The organism is Pseudomonas sp. Z3-6 (assembly GCF_051131985.1).
GTDB classification, from domain to species: domain Bacteria; phylum Pseudomonadota; class Gammaproteobacteria; order Pseudomonadales; family Pseudomonadaceae; genus Aquipseudomonas; species Aquipseudomonas zanjanensis.
On sequence record NZ_CP071644.1, the window covers coordinates 4,623,929 to 4,642,122 of the forward strand.

Genomic DNA, 18,194 nt, shown 5'->3' on the forward strand with positions numbered 1-18,194 from the left:
AAGAGTGCAGCGCCATGAATCTGAGCAAGGTCGACCTCAACCTTTTCATTGTCTTCGATGCGATCTACACCGAAGCCAACCTGACCCGCGCCGGGCAGATCGTCGGCATCACTCAGCCAGCCGTGTCCAATGCCCTGGCCCGTCTGCGCGAGACCTTCAACGACCCCCTCTTCGTGCGCACCGCCCAAGGCATGGTGCCGACGCCCATGGCCCAGAACATCATCGGCCCGGTGCGCAACGCCTTGTCACTGCTGCGGGTGTCAGTGCAGGAAAGCCGGATCTTCAACCCGCTGCAGGCCGTCAAGACCTATCGCATCAGCATGACCGACCTCACCGAAGGCGTGATCCTGCCGCTGCTGTTCCAGCGCCTGCGTCGCCTGGCGCCGACCGTGGCGATCGAGAGTTTCCTGTCCAAGCGCCGTGAAACCACCAAGGAACTGGCCGCCGGCCGCCTCGATTTTGCCGTGGACGCGCCGCTCAACACCGACCCGCAGGTGCGCCACGTCAAGTTGATGGAAGATCGCTACGTGTGTGCCATGCGCAAGGGCCATCCCCTGGCGGGCAAGGAAAAGATCAGCCTCGACGATTACCTGGCCCAAACCCACGTGCACATCTCCAGCCGCCGCAACGGGCTGGGTTACGTTGACCTGGCCCTCGGCAAGATGGGCATCCAACGCAAGATCGCCTTGCGCTCCCAGCATTACTTGATGGCCTCCCAAGTGCTGCAGCAGACCGACATGGTCATGACCGTCCCCGAGCGCTTTGCCCGGCGTCACGATTTGCACGCCTTCCTGCTTCCGGTCAACGACGTGCCACCGGTGGAAACCCATCTCTACTGGCACGAAAGCACCGACCAGGACCCGGCCAACCGCTGGATGCGCGAGCAGATGATCGAGCTGTGCCAGCAGGTGACGGCCCATGAGAAGAAGCTCGATCAGGTGGTGTAAGGTTATAGACCGCGTCATCGTTCTTCGCGAGCAAGCCCGCTCCCACATTAGTCCTGAGTACATGCTGCATTTGTGTACGACGCAGAACCTGTGGGAGCGGGCTTGCTCGCGAGGAGGCCCGCACAGGCAACACATCCGCGATTGCTTGACGCGCACGTCAACCTGCCTTTAGCTTAGCGCCAACCCTTTCGTTTCGAGCGCTTCCATGAGCAGCCAGACCTACAGCATCTCCGACCTCGCCCGCGAATTGGATATCACGACACGGGCCATCCGTTTCTACGAAGAACAAGGCCTGTTGAGCCCGGAGCGACGGGGTCAGGAGCGCATTTACTCGCCGCGGGACAAGGTCAGCCTGAAGCTGATCCTGCGTGGCAAGCGCATTGGTTTTTCCCTCGCTGAGTGCCGCGAGCTGATCGAACTCTACGACCCCACCAGCGGCAACCAGAAACAACTGCACAGCATGCTGGCAAAAATCGCCGAGCGCCGGGAACAGCTCGAGCAGCAATTGCTGGACATCGAACAGATGAAGCTGGAACTCGACACCGCCGAAGAACGTTGCATCCAGGCGCTGGAGCAGACGCTCAAGGGCGAGGAAATCGCCCAGTAACAACACGACTCCCTTGTGGGAGCGGGCTTGCTCGCGAAGGCGCCCGGACAGTCAATATCAATGTCGACTGACACGCCGTCTTCGCGAGCAAGCCCGCCCCCACAATGGAGCAGCACTCGCCACTATTACAGGTCACTCTCCATGTCCCTCCCCTCCTTTGTACGCTTGATCGAAGTCGGCCCCCGCGACGGGTTGCAGAATGAAGCCCAGCCCATCAGCGTCGCCGACAAGGTGCGTTTGGTGGACGCCCTGAGCGCCGCCGGCCTGGGTTACATCGAAGTCGGCAGTTTCGTCTCGCCCAAGTGGGTGCCGCAAATGGCCGGGTCCGCCGAGGTGTTCGCGCAGATCCAGCGCAAGCCCGGTGTGACTTATGGCGCCCTGGCGCCCAACCTGCGGGGGTTCGAAGATGCACTGGCGGCGGGCGTAAAAGAAGTGGCGGTGTTCGCTGCCGCGTCCGAAGCGTTTTCCCAGCGCAACATCAATTGCTCTATCAAGGAAAGCCTGGAGCGTTTCGCGCCGATCATGGACGCCGCCAGACAGCACGGCGTCAGTGTGCGCGGCTACGTCTCTTGCGTGCTGGGCTGCCCGTATGAAGGGGCGGTCAAGCCTGAGCAGGTCGCGTGGGTCGCTCGGGAGCTGTATGCGATGGGCTGCTACGAAGTCTCCCTGGGTGACACCATCGGCACGGGCACCGCTGGCGCCACCCGCAGGATGTTCGAGGTGGTGGGCGCCGATGTGCCGCGGGACAAACTCGCCGGTCACTTCCACGACACTTACGGCCAGGCCATGGCCAATGTGTACGCCAGCCTGCTGGAAGGCATCGCGGTCTTCGACAGCTCCATCGCCGGCCTCGGCGGCTGCCCGTATGCCAAGGGCGCCAGCGGTAACGTCGCCACCGAAGACGTGCTGTACCTGCTCAATGGCTTGGGTATCGAAACCGGTGTCGACCTGGACGCACTGATCGCCGCGGGCCGGCAGATTTGTGACGTGCTCGGCCGCCCCAGCGGTTCGCGCGTGGCCAAGGCCCGCAGCGCACAGTGAGGTGTTACCGCTGGCTTTGTAACAGCGGCGAAACGAGTAACACGGAAACAATTTGTCGGGTTTGGTCCGTCAGGTTTTTCAGCCGAAAATCACAACCTATTGATTTGTATAGAATTTTAAAAGTTGGCACGCCACCTGCTATATCTCTGGCATAACAAGAATAAAAAAACGCAGCAAACCCAATAAAAACAAGACGAAACGACTCTGACATAACAAAAACAACACGGCAGAGACGCAGCTAACAGATTTTTTTGGAGAAGATGGGCTTTTCAGGGTGCTTCCAGGAGCAACCCGCAACCGGGCAGAGAACAATAAAACTACCTTCAGGTAGCTCCCGAATCGGTTGGATCGCAAAGCGAAAAAGCAAATCAGCGCTCAAAAAAATACGTTTGCTCTTGATCCCGGATGGGGATCGCCAAAAACAGCGGTAAAGGGCCACGGCTGCCAATAACAACAACAGGCCGCCCCTCAATAATAAAAAAAGAGCACGCGACGACAAAATTAAAGGGGAGCTTCGGCTCCCCTTTGTGCTGTCTGGGGTTTGGGTTTTGTGGGAGCGAGCCTGCTCGCGAAGGGGCCCGGACAGTCAATATCAATGTCGATTGACACACCGCTTTCGCGAGCAAGCCCGCTCCCACAAGGCAATGCTGTTCACTTAAGGCAATCGACAAACCCGTGGCGAGGGAGCTTGCTCCCGCTGGGCCGCGAAGCGGCCCCAAAACCTCTCAATCGCGGCGTATCAGGCACACCACACCCGCCGGTTTACGCCTGCTTCGCAGCCGAGCGGGAGCAAGCTCCCTCGCCACAGGTTCATCATTTTTAAGTGAAAGGCATTAGCCCCCACAGGGGATCTTGCTCACCCTTCTCTATCACGCAGTTCTTCGATGCTGATTTCGCGCATGCGGAATTTCTGGATTTTGCCAGTGACCGTCATCGGGAACTCTTCAACGAATTTGAAATGACGCGGCGTCTTGAAATGGGCGATGCGTTCCTTGCACCAGGCTTGCAGCGCTTGCTCGGAGGCGCTGTGGCCGGGGTGGAACTTGATCCAGGCGACGATTTCCTCGCCATAGCGCGAACACGGAATGCCGATCACTTGCACATCCGCCACCGCCGGATGGGTGAAGAAGAACTCCTCCAGCTCGCGCGGGTAAATATTCTCCCCGCCACGAATGATCATGTCCTTGTTGCGCCCGACGATGCAGACGTAACCCTGCTCGTCCATGGTCGCCAGGTCGCCGGTGTGCATCCAGCCCTGGGCGTCGATGGCATCGGCGGTGCCCGTGGGGTTGTTCCAGTAGCCGAGCATCACACTGTAACCACGGGTACACAATTCGCCGACCGCGCCATGCGGGACGACCTGGCCTGCCTCATCGATAATCTTGCTTTCCAGGTGTGGCTGGGTGCGGCCGACGGTGGTCACCCGCAGCTCCAGCTCGTCTGAAGGACCGGTCTGCAACGACACCGGACTGGTTTCCGTCATGCCGTAGGCAATCTGCACTTCAGCCATGTGCATCTCGTTGATGACCCGCCGCATCACTTCGATCGGACATGTAGCCCCAGCCATGATGCCCGTGCGCAGGCTGGACAGGTCGAAGTCGAGCCGCTGCGGCTGGTCCAGCAGGGCGATGAACATGGTCGGCACGCCATATAGCGCGGTGGCTTTTTCCTCGGCCACGGCTTTTAGCGTCAGCAACGGGTCGAAGGCATCGTTGGGGTAGATCATGGTGCTGCCATGGGTCATGCAGCCCAGGTTGCCCATGACCATACCGAAGCAATGGTAGAGCGGCACCGGGATCACCAGCCGGTCGCCAGCCGTCAGGCCCAGGCTTTCGCCGACCATGTAACCGTTGTTGAGAATGTTGTGGTGGCTGAGGGTCGCGCCCTTGGGAAAGCCGGTGGTGCCGGAGGTGTATTGGATATTCACGGGCTGATCGAAGTGCAGGCTGGATTGGCGCTCGGCCAGTTGTCCTGGCGTCACCGCCGCCCCCAGGGCGGCCAGTTGTGACCAAGGCAGAAAGCCTGACGGGGGTTGGGGATCGAGGCTGACTACACCGCGCAAATCCGGCAGGCGTTCGCTCTGCAACTGGCCGATCGATTGTTCCGCCAGCTCCGGAGCCAGCGCTTGCAACATGGCGTGGTAATCCGAGGTCTTGAACGCCCCGGCACACACCAGCCATTGGCACCCGGACTGTTTGAGCACGTATTCGAGTTCGGAGACTCGATAGGCCGGATTGATATTGACCAGAATGACGCCGATCTTCGCACTGGCAAACTGGCTGATGCACCACTGGGCGCAATTGGGCGCCCACACGCCGAGACGGTCGCCGGTTTTCAAGCCCAGCGCCAACAAGGCCCGGGCATGCAGATCGACGGCCTCAGCCAGTTGCCCCCAGGTATAACGCAACGATTGATGACGAACCACCAACGCCTCGCCCTCTGGATGACGGGCCACGGTCTGGTCGAAAACCTCGCCAATGGTTTGCGCCAGCAAGGCCTTGTCCTGCGAGCCGCGGGTGTAGCTGAGCTGCGAATGCGAACCGGTTTGATCCATGACGCCCCCTCTTGTCTTTATTAGTGGGTGTAGCGGTGGAACCTCATGCACGAATGTCGTAGTGGCTGGTAGGAGCTGTGTAGGAGCTGTCGAGTGCAACGAGGCTGCGATCTTTCCAAAGACACTTGAATCCCAAGCGAAAGATCAAAAGATCGCAGCCTTCAGCAGCTCCTACATGCGCTCGAGCGGGAGCAAGCTCCCTCGCCACAAAAGCTGTTTCAAAACACCCGTACTCTGGCTTAAGTTGACGTTAACGTAAAGGTCGATTGACAGCCTCTCGTCGCAGGCTTACGTTAACGTAAAGGTAGAGCATTTCCCGCTCTCCGCACCCGATAAAAAAGCCAAAGGTGTCCCATGAGCTACCCATCCCTGAATTTTGCCCTCGGCGAAACCATCGACATGTTGCGCGACCAGGTGCAAGCCTTCGTCAAGGCCGAACTGGCGCCCCGCGCAGCGCAGATCGATATCGACAACCTGTTTCCCGCTGACATGTGGCGCAAATTCGGTGACATGGGCCTGCTGGGCATCACCGTACCGGAAGAATACGGCGGCGCTGGCCTGGGCTACCTGGCCCACGTGGTGGCGATGGAAGAAATCAGCCGCGGCTCGGCCTCGGTCGCCCTCTCCTATGGCGCCCATTCCAACCTCTGCGTGAACCAGATCAACCGCAACGGCACTCACGAACAGAAAACCAAGTACCTGCCCAAACTGATCAGCGGCGAACACATCGGCGCCCTGGCGATGAGCGAACCGAACGCCGGCTCCGACGTAGTTTCCATGAAACTGCGGGCCGACAAGCGCGGCGACAAATACGTCCTCAACGGCAGCAAGACCTGGATCACCAACGGCCCCGATGCCAACACCTACGTGATCTACGCCAAGACCGACCTGGAAAAAGGCGCCCACGGCATCACCGCCTTCATCGTCGAGCGCGACTGGAAAGGCTTCAGCCGCAGCAACAAGTTCGACAAGCTCGGCATGCGCGGTTCCAACACCTGCGAGCTGTTTTTCGATGACGTCGAAGTGCCGGAAGACAACATCCTCGGCGCCCTCAACGGTGGCGTGAAAGTCCTGATGAGCGGCCTCGACTACGAGCGCGTGGTGCTGTCCGGCGGCCCGACCGGGATCATGCAAGCCTGCATGGACCTGATCGTGCCCTACATCCACGACCGCAAACAGTTCGGCCAAAGCATCGGCGAATTCCAGCTGATCCAAGGCAAGGTCGCCGACATGTACACCCAGCTCAACGCCAGCCGCGCCTACCTGTATGCGGTGGCCCAGGCTTGCGAGCGCGGCGAAACCACCCGCAAGGATGCCGCCGGGGTGATCCTCTACAGCGCCGAGCGCGCCACGCAAATGGCCCTCGACGCGATCCAGATCCTGGGGGGCAATGGCTACATCAATGAATTCCCCGCCGGTCGTCTGCTGCGGGACGCCAAGCTGTATGAAATTGGTGCTGGCACCAGTGAGATTCGTCGGATGTTGATCGGCCGCGAACTGTTCAACGAAACCCGCTAACGGAGCTGACCATGGCCACGCTGCACACTCAGCTCAACCCGCGCTCACCGGAGTTCATCGCCAACCGCGAGGCGATGCTCGGACACGTCGAAGCCCTGCGCACCCTGCTCGCGCACATTCGCCAGGGCGGCGGACCCAAGGCCCAGGAGCGGCATACTTCACGAGGCAAATTGCTGCCCCGTGAGCGCATCAACCGATTGCTGGATCCGGGCTCGCCGTTCCTGGAGATCAGTCCATTGGCGGCCCATGAAGTCTATGGCGAAGACGTGCCGGCGGCCGGCGTGATTGCCGGCATTGGCCGCGTGGAAGGCGTCGAATGCATGATTGTCGCCAATGACGCGACGGTCAAAGGTGGCTCCTACTATCCGTTGACGGTGAAAAAACACCTGCGCGCCCAAACCATCGCCCAGCAGAATCGCCTGCCGTGCATTTACCTGGTGGATTCAGGCGGCGCCAACCTGCCGCGCCAGGACGAAGTATTCCCGGACCGCGAGCACTTTGGCCGGATCTTCTTCAACCAGGCCAACATGAGCGCCCTGGGTATCCCGCAGATTGCCGTGGTCATGGGTTCCTGTACCGCTGGCGGCGCTTATGTGCCGGCCATGGCGGACGAGGCGATCATGGTCCGCCAGCAAGCGACGATTTTCCTCGCCGGCCCACCCTTGGTAAAAGCCGCCACCGGTGAAGTGGTCAGCGCCGAAGACTTGGGCGGCGCCGATGTGCACTGCAAGATTTCCGGCGTGGCGGATCACTATGCCGAAAGCGACGAACATGCCCTGGCCCTGGCCCGGCGCAGCGTGGCCAACCTCAATTGGCGCAAACTCGGTGAGTTGCAGCGTCGCCAGCCCATCGCCCCGCTGTATTGCAGCGATGAGCTGTACGGCGTGGTATCGGCCGATGCCAAGCAGCCGTTCGATGTGCGGGAAGTGATCGCGCGCCTGGTGGACGGTTCGGTGTTCGATGAGTTCAAGGCGCTGTTCGGCACGACCCTGGTGTGCGGTTTCGCTCATTTGCACGGCTACCCGATCGCAATCCTGGCCAACAATGGCATCCTCTTCGCCGAGGCCGCGCAGAAAGGCGCGCACTTCATCGAACTGGCCTGTCAGCGCGGGATCCCGTTGCTGTTCTTGCAGAACATCACCGGTTTCATGGTCGGGCAGAAATACGAAGCCGGTGGCATCGCCAAGCACGGCGCAAAACTGGTGACCGCAGTGGCCTGCGCCAAGGTGCCGAAATTCACCGTGATCATCGGCGGCAGTTTCGGCGCGGGCAACTACGGCATGTGCGGCCGCGCCTATGATCCACGGTTCCTGTGGATGTGGCCAAACGCGCGAATTGGCGTGATGGGGGCCGAGCAGGCGGCCGGCGTGCTGGTGCAAGTCAAGCGTGAACAAGCCGAACGCAGTGGCCAGCCCTTCAGCGCCGAGCAGGAAGCCGAGATCAAACAACCGATCCTCGATCAGTACGAAGAACAGGGTCACCCCTATTACTCCAGCGCACGGCTGTGGGACGACGGCGTCATCGACCCGGCCCAGACCCGCGATGTACTGGGCCTGGCCTTGTCCGCGTCACTGAACGCGCCTATCGAACCGAGCCGCTTCGGCGTGTTCCGGATGTAAACGGGGAATGACCATGGAAAACTTCAACACCCTCGAACTGCACACCGACCCGCGGGGCGTCGCCACCCTGTGGCTCAGTCGCGAGTCGAAGAATAACGCGTTCAACGCCGAAATGATCCGCGAACTGATCCTCGCCCTCGATCACGTCGGCAGCGATCCAAACCTGCGTTTCCTGCTGATCCGCGGTCGCGGCAAGCATTTCAGCGCCGGCGCCGACCTGGCCTGGATGCAGCAGTCGGCCGAGCTCGACTACCACACCAACCTCGATGACGCCCGGGAACTGGCGGAGCTGATGTACAACCTCGCCAAACTGAAGATTCCTACGCTGGCTGTCGTCCAGGGTGCGGCGTTCGGTGGCGCGCTGGGGCTTATCAGTGCCTGTGACATGGCCATTGGCGCCAATGAAGCACAGTTTTGCCTGTCGGAAGTGCGCATTGGCCTGGCCCCGGCAGTGATCAGCCCGTTCGTGGTGCAAGCCATCGGCGAGAGGGCGGCGCGTCGCTATGCGCTGACAGCGGAACGTTTCGACGGGCAGCGTGCGAAAGAGATCGGTTTGCTGTCGGAAAGTTACCCAGTCGAGACCCTGGACCAGCAGGTCGAACAATGGATCGACAACCTGTTGCTCAACAGCCCGGCGGCCATGCGCGCCAGCAAGGAACTGCTGCGTGAAGTCGGCAACGGCGCCCTGACCCCGGCGCTGCGACGCTATACCGAAAACGCCATCGCCCGCATCCGCGTCAGCGCGGAGGGCCAGGAAGGCCTGCGGGCCTTTCTGCAAAAGCGTGCGCCGAACTGGCAAGCCGAATCGAATAACAAGGAGTCGCGTCGATGAGCGCCCCTGCCCTCACTACGTTGCTGGTGGCCAACCGCGGCGAAATCGCCTGCCGCGTGATGCGCACCGCCAAGGCCATGGGCCTGACCACCGTTGCGGTCCACAGCGCCACCGACCGTGATGCCCGCCACAGCCGTGAAGCCGACATTCGCGTGGACCTGGGCGGCAGCAAGGCTGCCGACAGTTACCTGCAAATCGACAAATTGATCGCCGCAGCGAAAGCCAGCGGCGCCCAAGCCATCCATCCCGGTTATGGCTTTCTGTCCGAGAACGCCGGGTTCGCCCGGGCGATTGAAAGCGCCGGGCTGATCTTCCTCGGTCCACCGGCCTCGGCCATCGACGCCATGGGCAGCAAATCGGCGGCCAAGACGTTGATGGAGACCGCCGGAGTGCCGCTGGTGCCCGGCTATCACGGCGAATCCCAGGACCTGGAGACCTTTCGCGACGCCGCCGAGCGCATCGGCTACCCGGTATTGCTCAAGGCCACCGCCGGCGGTGGCGGCAAGGGCATGAAAGTCGTCGAGGACGTCAACCAACTGGCCGAAGCCCTGGCCTCGGCCCAGCGCGAGGCGCAGTCCTCGTTTGGCGACTCACGGATGCTGGTGGAAAAATACCTGCTCAAGCCACGCCATGTGGAAATCCAAGTATTTGCCGACCAACATGGCAACTGCCTGTACCTCAACGAGCGCGATTGCTCGATCCAGCGCCGCCACCAGAAAGTCGTGGAAGAAGCCCCCGCGCCCGGCCTGACCCCGCAATTGCGCCGGGCCATGGGTGAAGCCGCCGTGCGCGCGGCCCAGGCGATCGGTTATGTCGGGGCCGGTACGGTGGAGTTCCTGCTGGATGCCCGGGGCGAATTTTTCTTCATGGAGATGAACACCCGGTTGCAGGTCGAGCATCCGGTCACCGAAGCGATCACTGGACTGGACCTGGTGGCCTGGCAGATTCGCGTGGCCCAAGGCGAGCCATTGCCGCTCGCTCAGGCGCAAGTACCGCTGCGCGGCCACGCCATCGAAGTGCGGTTGTATGCCGAAGACCCGGCCAACGATTTCCTGCCCGCCACCGGGCGGCTGGCGTTGTATCGCGAATCGGCCGAGGGGCCGGGGCGGCGAGTCGACAGCGGGGTTGAAGAAGGCGATGAAATCTCGCCGTTCTACGACCCGATGCTCGGCAAGCTGATCGCCTGGGGTGAAGACCGCGAGCAGGCGCGCTTGCGGCTGTTGAGCATGCTCGACGAATTTGCCATTGGCGGGCTGAAGACCAACATCGGCTTCCTGCGACGGATCATCGCCCACCCCGCCTTCGCAACGGCGGAACTGGACACCGGATTTATCCCACGTTACCAGACGCAATTACTGCCAGAGCCCGGCGAATTGGATGACGCGTTCTGGTTCGCCGCCGCCCAAGGGTTCGCCTTGAGCCTGACCCCGCGTGTACGCGGCGATGATGCCGACTCACCCTGGGCCAGCACCACCGGGTTGCGTCTGGGGCTGCCCAGGGAAACCACCTTGCACCTGAGCTGTGAAGGCCAGGATCGCGCACTGACGCTGGACGGCACCATCTGTTGCGCGGAACTCAAGGGTGAGCAACTGACGGTCGAGCACCACGGCCTGCGCCGCAGCCACCGGGCCATTCGCCAGGGCGACAGCTTGTACCTGCAATGGGAAGGTGACCTGCACCGGATCGACCTGTACGACCCGCTGGCCGCAGCCGAAGCCAGCCACAGCCATCAAGGCGGCCTGGTGGCGCCCATGAACGGCAGCATCGTGCGGGTCTTGGTGAATGTCGGCCAGACAGTGGAGGCCGGGGCTCAACTGGTGGTGCTGGAAGCCATGAAAATGGAGCACAGCATTCGTGCGCCCCAAGCTGGCGTGATCAAGGCGCTGTACTGCCAGGAAGGTGAAATGGTCAGCGAAGGCAGCGCCCTGGTGGCGTTCGAAGAATAGGCATCGGCCCGCTCCCAGGGCCGATCCAGTCAGAACCTGATGGTGGCCTGCACCACCACACCGATGATGCGGCATTGCTCGGTGTACAGGTTTTTCGGGTAAGTCGGATTGAGCGGAACCAGGTAACGCTGCCCGCTCTCTTCGATCAATTTGCGAAAGGTCGCGTCACTGCTGCCGGGCAGGCAAGCGACCACCAATTTGCCGGGCACCGCCTCGATGGCCGGGTCCACCAGGATCGACATGCCCTCGGGAATGCTCAACCCGTTGGGTGCGGTCATCGCATCGCCCACCACCACCAGCCAGAATGCATCGCCCAGGGCGTGGTAGTCCGTCAGTTCGTAGCGCGCCTGGCTGTAGGCGCCAGGATCACCTTCACGAATCTCGCCCACCTCGTGCCACTCACTGACCGGGTAACGGAAGTACGGGTTGTACTTCTGCGCCAGGGCCATGCCTTCTTCGGTGGAGGTGTCCGGCTCGCGGATCACCATCGCCACTTCCAGAAACTCCAGCCCCAGCTCCCGCAGGACCCGGTTCATGTCGTCGACACTGGGCTGCCGGCGCTTGGTCAGCCAATGGCCGACGCCGCCCTGGGACATGCCCAACCGCTCTGCGAGCACCACTTGCGTGATGTGCAGCTCCTTCATCTTGGCCTTGACCAACTCTATCCATTTATCCATGTGCGGCACGATACGTGGGTGACCCCGACCCTCAAAACACAAATTGTAGTATTTAAATTGTCGTCACAATTACGGTAAGTACTATTCTGGGTTCAGGAGTTCAGCCCCCACACACGGAGATTTTCATCACCATGGACACACCCAATACAGACCAGCCCAGCAGCCCTTTCGATGGCACATTCCCTTCACTGCAGGATTGCCCGGCGGCCAAACGCGCCCTCGACTACTACTTGAAACCAAGTGTTTCACCAGCCCAGGCAGAACATCGCTTCTTCGAGGTCAGCCGCAGTGTCAACGCGGAAGAAGCCCTTGTCCACGCCTGCGACCTGTTGCGCTGCGCAGCGGCGACCGCCCATGAGTCGGCCAACCAGTTGGAGGGTTCGAGTCGTGACCTGGCGTTTTCGGTGGTGCACATGATCGATCTGGTCAAGGTGATGCTCGACCGATCCCTTGATGGCTACCCTACTCGCTAGCGGTAACCCTTTGGAATGTCGTCGCGAATGCGGACGAAGAGAAAAAATTTCCAATCGATGCGATCAAATCATTTGACTTCCAAATGATAATGATTATTATTGCATCAGCTGGTCGCGAGATCAGTCGATAGGCCAGAAGACCTTAGGTCGGACTTCTGGAATATCTCCTCATCAGGCTAATCACGGTTTTTGACCCGGCTTTTTGCCGGGTCTTTTTTTGCCGATTTTTCGGCTTATGTCTTCAGGCTAATGAAGTCTTTCAGGGTGCTGCCAATTCGATGGCGGCGATCATAACAAATGAATATCTGTTTACAAGAGTCGCCTCGCCACACAGGCGAAAACTAACGACAACCAGCACTTGAGAATCAATTGCAGACTCTCTAAGCTGGCTCCGCGTCCAGGGAGGACGCCCCCCTTCTTTACCTGATGCAAATCGTCCCGGTTTCGTCTTTCTTGCGTGTAAAGTAACGGTCATGAAAATCCTTTCCAGGAACCGTGACCGTGGCTAAATCTTCCTTTGATATCAGTGCCAATTTCGACAGCGGCAACATCGAGGTCGTCGACATCAGCAACCCGTTGCAGTCGTTGCTCAAGATCAGGCCCGACACCCGCAGCGCCCATTTCCAGTGGTTCCATTTCAAGGCCAGCGGCTTGCACGTCGGCCAGGAATATTCCTTCCGCCTGCTCAACGCCAGTCAATCGTCCTATAACAAGGCCTGGACGGGCTACCAGACCGTTGCTTCCTACGATCACGTCAATTGGTTCCGCATTCCGACCCAGTTTGAAGGCGACGCCCTGCGCTTTCACCTGGAGGCCGAGCAGCCCCACGCCTGGTTCGCCTACTTCGAACCCTACAGCCGTGGCCGTCATGACTGGCTGATCGAGCAAGCACAGCACAAGGCCGGCACCGAGCTATTGGCGGTCGGTAAAAGCGTCGAAGGCCGGGACATTCAACTGCTGCGCAAGGGCAGCGGCGCCGAAGGCCGGCGCAAAGTCTGGATCATCGCCCAGCAGCACCCCGGCGAGCACATGGCCGAATGGTTCATGGAAGGCGTGATCGAACGCCTCCAACAGCATGACGATGCGCAACTGAACCGGTTGCTCGCCAAGGCCGATCTGTACCTTGTGCCGAACATGAATCCGGACGGCGCCTTCCATGGTCACCTGCGGACCAACGCCATGGGCCAGGACCTCAACCGTGCCTGGCAGAACGCCAGTCCGGAAATCAGCCCTGAGGTCTTTTTCGTCCAGCAGCAAATGGAAAAGTATGGCGTCGATCTGTTTCTCGATGCGCACGGCGATGAGGAAATCCCCCACGTCTTCACCGCCGGTTGCGAAGGCAACCCGGGCTACACGCCACGCATCGCCGAGCTCGAAGAGCGCTTTCGCAGCCAACTCAAGCACCAGACCAAAGACTTCCAGACCGCTCACGGCTACACCCGCGACGAACCGGGCCAGGCCAACATGACCCTGGCCTGTAACGCAGTCGGGCAGAAATATGACTGCCTGTCCCTGACCCTGGAGATGCCATTCAAGGACCACGACGATCACCCGAACCCGATCACCGGCTGGTCCGGCAAACGCTCGATGCAACTGGGCAAGGATGTGTTGAGCACCATCGAGGCCATGGTTGACGAGTTACGCTGAGCCAACGACCTGATCATCTCCCTAGTCTAAGGTGAACACCTGTGGCGAGGGAGCTTGCTCCCGCTCGGCGGCGCAGCCGTCGTAAACCGGCTGACGCAATCTGCCTGAAAGATTGCGTCAGCCCATTTGGGGCGGCTGCGCCACCCAGCGGGAGCAAGCTCCCTCGCCACAGGGTTCATCAGCCCTTGCCGCGCAACATACTGTCCAACACCTCATCCCGGCGCACCCACGCGTGAAACAGCGCCGCCGCCAAATGCACCAGCACAGTCACGAATAGCAAATAAGCCAGGTACCCATGGGCCTTGCGCAGCAGCGCGAACGTCTGGGCGTGGGCAGGCAGGATCGAAGGCAGTTGCAACGAGTCGCTGAGCGTCACCGGGTCCCCCGCCGCCGAAATCATGCCCCAGCCCAGCAGCGGCAGGATCAGCATCAAGGCGTACAACAACACATGGGAGGCGTTTGCCGCCAGCACTTGCCAGCCCGGCAGATCGGCCGGCAGCGGCGGTTGACGAGTGGTAAAGCGCACCAGCAGACGGACGATCACCAGCAGCAAAATCGCGATGCCCAATGGCTTGTGCAATTGCAGCAGCCATTCATGGCGTTCGGACACCGAGGCGACCATGCCCGCGCCGATAAACAGCATGGCGATGATCATCAGTGCCATCAGCCAGTGGAGCAGTCGAGCCAGCGGAACAAAGTGACGAGGGGCGCTCATGGGCGGGACTCCTGGGTGGCGGGCAATTGGCTCACTTCGCTGGTACGGCGCAGATAGGAACTGGCATAGGCGGCGGAGCGCGCGACCAGCAGCGGATCGTCAGAACCTTCGATCCCTTGGGGCAGGATCAGCGGGTCATAGTTGATGTCGCGGCATTCGCCGTTGTCCTGGGCCTGGGTGCGCTCCAGCACCAGCGTGCCGGCATTGAGCACCTTGCGGTCAGCGGGCCAGGCCTTGCTGGCGTCGTTCACCGGATCCCCCGGGTTGGCCAGGGTGATGTTCAACTGCCAACGCAACGGCCCGGCGGCAAGACGCTTCGCCAAGTCTTGTTCGAGAAAGTCGGCGCCCTGGGGCGGCGTCGCATCGGCGGCGTCCTGGCTCAGCGGCACCACGCCCCAGCGAACGGCCTGGCGCTGCCCAGCGGGGTTGACCAGATAGAACGCGTTAATGCCGTTGTAGGTTTCGGTGGCATAGCTGGCCGACGGCTTGGCGGTCTTGATCCATTGCAGGAACGGCACCGCTTCGGGGTGCGCGGCAAAAAACGCCGGCACGGCCGCAGGGTTCGGTTTTCCAGTGGCAGGGTCCGGCGACTGGGCTTGCTGGAATTGGTAGAACGCTTCGACCGTGCCCACCGGAAACACCGGCATGCTGTTCATGCCGGTGCGCCATTGTTGGCCGTTGGCCTGGGTAAAACGCAGCGCCAGGCTGCGAATCGGCACACTGCCGTCCGGCGCATAGGGGTTGCCACTGGGCAAGGCGAAACGCCCCACCACTGGTGTTTGCGGCTGCGTGAACACCTGGGCGCTGGAATAGGCGCTGGCCTCGCCCGTGCTTTGGAAATAGCCCGCGACACAGACACCTTTGGAGTGGTTGCGTCGAAAGCCCGGATGCATGCCATTGTTTTTTTCCAGGACATTGACCAGCGCGTCCGGCGTCAAGCGCTGCGGGTCGAGGCTGCCATTGACGTAGGCAAATGCCCCGGCCAGCGCGGCAACAATCACCGCGATGCCGCTCAGGCGCAGGGTCAGGGCGGCGGCACTCAAGGGCCGCCGGCTCGACGAGGGTGAAGGATCAACCATGAGAAAGCTCCAGGGGCGCGAGGCCATTCGTTGGAAAGGACCCGTCAGACGAAGGCCCGCCAGGTTTATTCCCACGCCTCGTATTTATTTTTCCTGCACTGGAATAATCTCGTTCGCGGGGCGTCTTTCCAGTCCCGGTGCAGTGACTGCCCACAGAAACCACACTTTCATGAACACACTCGACGAACAGTTGCGCGAACTCATCCCCAGGCTACGGCGTTTTGCCGTGTCGCTGACGCGCAACCCGAGCAACGCCGACGACCTGGTGCAGATGTGCCTGGAACGGGCGTTGTCCAAATGGAACGACAAGCGCCCGGACGGCGATCTGCGGGCCTGGCTGTTTTCGATCCTGTATCGGCAGTTTCTCGACGGCCATCGCCGCTCCCGACGGTATGCGCGCATGCTGGAGTTTTTCACCGGCCGCGACGACGCCCACCCTTCGGCCGAGCGCAGCGTGATCGCGCAATCGTCCTTGCAAGCCTTCGATCAGCTCACGACGGAACAGCGCGCGCTGTTGCTCTGGGTGTCGGTGGAAGGCTTGAGTTACCAGCAAGTCGCCGACATCCTCGGCGTACCGACCGGCACGGTGATGTCGCGCCTGTCCCGCGCCCGCCAGGCCCTGCGCCAACTCAGCGATGGCGAAATCACCCGCCCCACCCTGCGGATACTCAAATGATCAGCATGCCCCCCAGCGACAGCGACCTGCACGCCTACGTCGATCGTCAACTGAGCGAAGCCGACCAGCGCCTGGTCGAGACCTACCTGGCCAACCAGCCTGAAGTCGCGGCCCGGGTCCGCGCCTGGCAACAGGACGCGCAGCATTTGCGCACGGCCCTGAGCGGCGCCTTGCAACAGCCATCCAACCCGGACCTCGACCCGGCCATGATTCGCCAGCGCCTGAAACATCGCTCCCGCCGCCACTTGGCCAACGCCGCGGTGTTGCTGCTGGCCGTCAGCGTGGGTGGCTTCGGTGGCTGGCAGGCGCGGCAGATGACCCTGCTCAGCGCCGCCGCCCCCATGGGCGATGCCCTGCAGGCATACCGGTTGATTGCTCAGCAGGGCATCCTCCCAGCCGACTACCAGAGCGGCGACGAACAGCACATGCAAGACTGGCTCGACCGTTACTTCACTCAGGCCGACCGGCTGCCCGACCTGTCCAGCGCCGGGTTCAAGCCGGTCAGCGGGCGCTTGCTCAGCACCGAGCAAGGCGCGGCGGCGATGGTGGTCTATCAGGACCCGAGCGGTCAGAAGATCAGCTTCTACGTGCGCCCTCCCGGCCCGAAGAATTTCCTGCTGCCCCGGGGCAGTCGCCGCGATGGCGAGCTGCAGGCCGAGTACTGGTCCGGGCCGGGCTACAACTATGCGATGGTCATACCGAGTGATACGCCGACGACGCAGCGGCTCAAGCAGACCTTGAATTTCTAAGCCCCCTGGCCAATGGGAAATCTCTGTGGGAACGAGCCTGCTCGCGAAGACGGTGTGTCAGGCGACATCACCTCGGCAGATACACCGCCTTCGCGAGCAAGCCCGCTCCCACAAGTAAACAGCGGCGTGCACAAATCACACATCCAATGTGGGAGCGAGCCTGCTCGCGATGGCGGTAGTTCAATTAAAGATGATGTCGACTGTCACACCGCTATCGCGAGCAGGCTCGCTCCCACAGGGAACGTCAACTGCTCTTGAGTGTGTATTCACCCCTGCCCAAACACCTGCGAAGGCCTTCGCAGCAACGGGTCGAACGGGTTGATCCGCGGCCCGATCAGCGCCGCTTCGCGCTTGAGCATATCCACCACCGTCGGCAGGCGATCGGGGCCCAACCGGTCGCTCACGGTGGCCACGCTCAAGGCCGCCACGGCCCGGCCATCACGGTCGAGAATCGGCACGGCCACCCCGGCCATGCCCTGCAATACGCCGGTGTTGCGTCCGGCGTAGCCCAGCGCGCGCACGTTCTCCACTTCCGTGCGCAGGAAAACTTCGTCGTACAAATGGAAATCCTTGAGCCGCGGCAGGTTGTATTGAATCACCGTGTCGCGCTCTTCTTCCGGAAGGAACGCCAGGATCGCCAGGCTGCCCTGCCCCACGCCCAACGCCACGCGGCCACCGATGTCGCCGGTGAATGTGCGAATCGGAAACGGCCCCTCGCTGCGGTCCAGGCAGATGGCATCGAAACCACTGCGGGCGAGCAAAAACAGCGAGTCCCCCAAGGACGCCGACAACCGCAGCATGGCCGGGCGCACCAGCTCGCGCAGGTTGCCGGTGTTCCCGGCCCGGGCCGCCAGGGCGAAAAAATCCAAGCTCAGGCGATAGCGTTTGCTGCGCGCGTCCTGCTCGACCATGCCCTCGTCCATCAGGCTGCGCAGCAGGCGATGTGTGGTGGGCTGGGACAGGCCGATGCGCTGGGCCAGTTGCGTCACCCGTTCACCGCCCTCCACCGTGTCGCCCAAGCTGCGCAACACGGCAAACAGCCTGGAGACTGCGCCGACACCGACTTCGCCTTTCTCATTATTCCGATCAGTGGAATTATTCATCTATTTTCTCA

The 18,194-nt window shown here is 61.4% G+C and carries 17 protein-coding genes; 11 read left to right on the forward strand and 6 right to left on the reverse strand.

What is annotated here, in order from left to right; genetic code table 11:
- The first annotated feature begins 14 nt into the window (after nt 1–14).
- From J3P88_RS19935 to J3P88_RS19945, 3 genes are all read left to right on the forward strand, one after another.
- Complete coding sequence (locus J3P88_RS19935; protein ID WP_186710034.1) at nt 15–947, forward strand: LysR family transcriptional regulator; 933 nt, start codon at nt 15–17, stop codon at nt 945–947.
- Nucleotides 948–1,152: 205 nt separating this feature from the next.
- Nucleotides 1,153–1,554 (forward strand): MerR family transcriptional regulator, encoded by a 402-nt coding sequence (locus J3P88_RS19940; RefSeq protein ID WP_186730703.1) that lies wholly within the window; start codon nt 1,153–1,155, stop codon nt 1,552–1,554.
- Nucleotides 1,555–1,695: 141 nt separating this feature from the next.
- On the forward strand, nt 1,696–2,595 hold the full coding sequence (locus J3P88_RS19945; protein WP_434571167.1) for a hydroxymethylglutaryl-CoA lyase: 900 nt from the start codon (nt 1,696–1,698) through the stop codon (nt 2,593–2,595).
- A gap of 856 nt (nt 2,596–3,451) precedes the next feature.
- Here J3P88_RS19945 and J3P88_RS19950 read toward each other — a convergent pair.
- The gene (locus J3P88_RS19950) at nt 3,452–5,149 is read right to left on the reverse strand and encodes an AMP-binding protein (RefSeq protein ID WP_434571168.1); all 1,698 of its coding nucleotides are present in this window, start codon (nt 5,147–5,149) and stop codon (nt 3,452–3,454) included.
- A gap of 354 nt (nt 5,150–5,503) precedes the next feature.
- Here J3P88_RS19950 and J3P88_RS19955 point away from each other — a divergent pair, with 354 nt between their 5' ends.
- Genes J3P88_RS19955 through J3P88_RS19970 form a run of 4 tightly spaced genes read left to right on the forward strand, consistent with a single transcriptional unit; the run spans nt 5,504 to nt 11,064 of the window.
- Nucleotides 5,504–6,667, forward strand: a complete 1,164-nt coding sequence (locus tag J3P88_RS19955; RefSeq protein ID WP_434571170.1) for an isovaleryl-CoA dehydrogenase — start codon at nt 5,504–5,506, stop codon at nt 6,665–6,667.
- A gap of 11 nt (nt 6,668–6,678) precedes the next feature.
- Complete coding sequence (locus J3P88_RS19960; protein WP_434571172.1) at nt 6,679–8,286, forward strand: carboxyl transferase domain-containing protein; 1,608 nt, start codon at nt 6,679–6,681, stop codon at nt 8,284–8,286.
- Between the two features lie 13 nt (nt 8,287–8,299).
- Nucleotides 8,300–9,118, forward strand: a complete 819-nt coding sequence (locus J3P88_RS19965) for a gamma-carboxygeranoyl-CoA hydratase (RefSeq protein WP_186710025.1) — start codon at nt 8,300–8,302, stop codon at nt 9,116–9,118.
- The gene (locus J3P88_RS19970) at nt 9,115–11,064 is read left to right on the forward strand and encodes an acetyl/propionyl/methylcrotonyl-CoA carboxylase subunit alpha (protein WP_434571174.1); all 1,950 of its coding nucleotides are present in this window, start codon (nt 9,115–9,117) and stop codon (nt 11,062–11,064) included. Before J3P88_RS19965 ends, J3P88_RS19970 begins: the two co-directional genes overlap by 4 nt.
- Before the next feature lie 29 nt (nt 11,065–11,093).
- Here the strand turns inward: J3P88_RS19970 and J3P88_RS19975 are convergent, their stop codons facing one another.
- Nucleotides 11,094–11,741, reverse strand: coding sequence for a LexA family protein (locus J3P88_RS19975; RefSeq protein WP_186710021.1), 648 nt, complete (start codon nt 11,739–11,741; stop codon nt 11,094–11,096).
- A gap of 131 nt (nt 11,742–11,872) precedes the next feature.
- Here J3P88_RS19975 and J3P88_RS19980 point away from each other — a divergent pair, with 131 nt between their 5' ends.
- Nucleotides 11,873–12,214: a DUF6124 family protein gene (locus J3P88_RS19980; protein ID WP_434571176.1), complete on the forward strand. Its 342-nt coding sequence runs from the start codon at nt 11,873–11,875 to the stop codon at nt 12,212–12,214.
- A 259-nt stretch (nt 12,215–12,473) separates the two neighbouring features.
- Here J3P88_RS19980 and J3P88_RS19985 read toward each other — a convergent pair whose 3' ends face one another.
- Nucleotides 12,474–12,689 (reverse strand): hypothetical protein, encoded by a 216-nt coding sequence (locus J3P88_RS19985; protein WP_434571177.1) that lies wholly within the window; start codon nt 12,687–12,689, stop codon nt 12,474–12,476.
- 20 nt (nt 12,690–12,709) lie between these two features.
- On the opposite strand from J3P88_RS19985, the gene J3P88_RS19990 reads away from it, so the two are divergent.
- A complete protein-coding gene (locus J3P88_RS19990; RefSeq protein WP_186710017.1) occupies nt 12,710–13,861 on the forward strand; it encodes a M14-type cytosolic carboxypeptidase in 1,152 nt (383 codons plus the stop codon).
- Between the two features lie 178 nt (nt 13,862–14,039).
- On the opposite strand, the gene J3P88_RS19995 is transcribed toward J3P88_RS19990, so the two are convergent.
- Complete coding sequence (locus J3P88_RS19995; RefSeq protein WP_434571179.1) at nt 14,040–14,576, reverse strand: cytochrome b; 537 nt, start codon at nt 14,574–14,576, stop codon at nt 14,040–14,042.
- The gene (locus J3P88_RS20000; protein ID WP_186710014.1) at nt 14,573–15,655 is read right to left on the reverse strand and encodes a catalase family peroxidase; all 1,083 of its coding nucleotides are present in this window, start codon (nt 15,653–15,655) and stop codon (nt 14,573–14,575) included. Before J3P88_RS20000 ends, J3P88_RS19995 begins: the two co-directional genes overlap by 4 nt.
- A gap of 169 nt (nt 15,656–15,824) precedes the next feature.
- Here J3P88_RS20000 and J3P88_RS20005 point away from each other — a divergent pair, with 169 nt between their 5' ends.
- Nucleotides 15,825–16,331 (forward strand): sigma-70 family RNA polymerase sigma factor, encoded by a 507-nt coding sequence (locus tag J3P88_RS20005; protein WP_186730707.1) that lies wholly within the window; start codon nt 15,825–15,827, stop codon nt 16,329–16,331.
- Nucleotides 16,328–17,080 (forward strand): anti-sigma factor family protein, encoded by a 753-nt coding sequence (locus J3P88_RS20010; protein ID WP_434571182.1) that lies wholly within the window; start codon nt 16,328–16,330, stop codon nt 17,078–17,080. Before J3P88_RS20005 ends, J3P88_RS20010 begins: the two co-directional genes overlap by 4 nt.
- 266 nt (nt 17,081–17,346) lie before the next feature.
- Here the strand turns inward: J3P88_RS20010 and J3P88_RS20015 are convergent, their stop codons facing one another.
- A complete protein-coding gene (locus J3P88_RS20015; protein WP_434571184.1) occupies nt 17,347–18,183 on the reverse strand; it encodes an IclR family transcriptional regulator in 837 nt (278 codons plus the stop codon).
- Nucleotides 18,184–18,194: the final 11 nt, after the last annotated feature.

Bases quoted from the DNA above. Each gene is read 5' to 3' on its own strand.
- J3P88_RS19935 (WP_186710034.1), top strand. From the start codon at position 15: ATGAATCTGAGCAAGGTCGACCTCAACCTTTTCATTGTCTTCGATGCG.
- J3P88_RS19940 (WP_186730703.1), top strand. From the start codon at position 1,153: ATGAGCAGCCAGACCTACAGCATCTCCGACCTCGCCCGCGAATTGGAT.
- J3P88_RS19945 (WP_434571167.1), top strand. From the start codon at position 1,696: ATGTCCCTCCCCTCCTTTGTACGCTTGATCGAAGTCGGCCCCCGCGAC.
- J3P88_RS19950 (WP_434571168.1), bottom strand. From the start codon at position 5,149: ATGGATCAAACCGGTTCGCATTCGCAGCTCAGCTACACCCGCGGCTCG.
- J3P88_RS19955 (WP_434571170.1), top strand. From the start codon at position 5,504: ATGAGCTACCCATCCCTGAATTTTGCCCTCGGCGAAACCATCGACATG.
- J3P88_RS19960 (WP_434571172.1), top strand. From the start codon at position 6,679: ATGGCCACGCTGCACACTCAGCTCAACCCGCGCTCACCGGAGTTCATC.
- J3P88_RS19965 (WP_186710025.1), top strand. From the start codon at position 8,300: ATGGAAAACTTCAACACCCTCGAACTGCACACCGACCCGCGGGGCGTC.
- J3P88_RS19970 (WP_434571174.1), top strand. From the start codon at position 9,115: ATGAGCGCCCCTGCCCTCACTACGTTGCTGGTGGCCAACCGCGGCGAA.
- J3P88_RS19975 (WP_186710021.1), bottom strand. From the start codon at position 11,741: ATGGATAAATGGATAGAGTTGGTCAAGGCCAAGATGAAGGAGCTGCAC.
- J3P88_RS19980 (WP_434571176.1), top strand. From the start codon at position 11,873: ATGGACACACCCAATACAGACCAGCCCAGCAGCCCTTTCGATGGCACA.
- J3P88_RS19985 (WP_434571177.1), bottom strand. From the start codon at position 12,689: ATGACCGTTACTTTACACGCAAGAAAGACGAAACCGGGACGATTTGCA.
- J3P88_RS19995 (WP_434571179.1), bottom strand. From the start codon at position 14,576: ATGAGCGCCCCTCGTCACTTTGTTCCGCTGGCTCGACTGCTCCACTGG.
- J3P88_RS20000 (WP_186710014.1), bottom strand. From the start codon at position 15,655: ATGGTTGATCCTTCACCCTCGTCGAGCCGGCGGCCCTTGAGTGCCGCC.
- J3P88_RS20005 (WP_186730707.1), top strand. From the start codon at position 15,825: ATGAACACACTCGACGAACAGTTGCGCGAACTCATCCCCAGGCTACGG.
- J3P88_RS20010 (WP_434571182.1), top strand. From the start codon at position 16,328: ATGATCAGCATGCCCCCCAGCGACAGCGACCTGCACGCCTACGTCGAT.
- J3P88_RS20015 (WP_434571184.1), bottom strand. From the start codon at position 18,183: ATGAATAATTCCACTGATCGGAATAATGAGAAAGGCGAAGTCGGTGTC.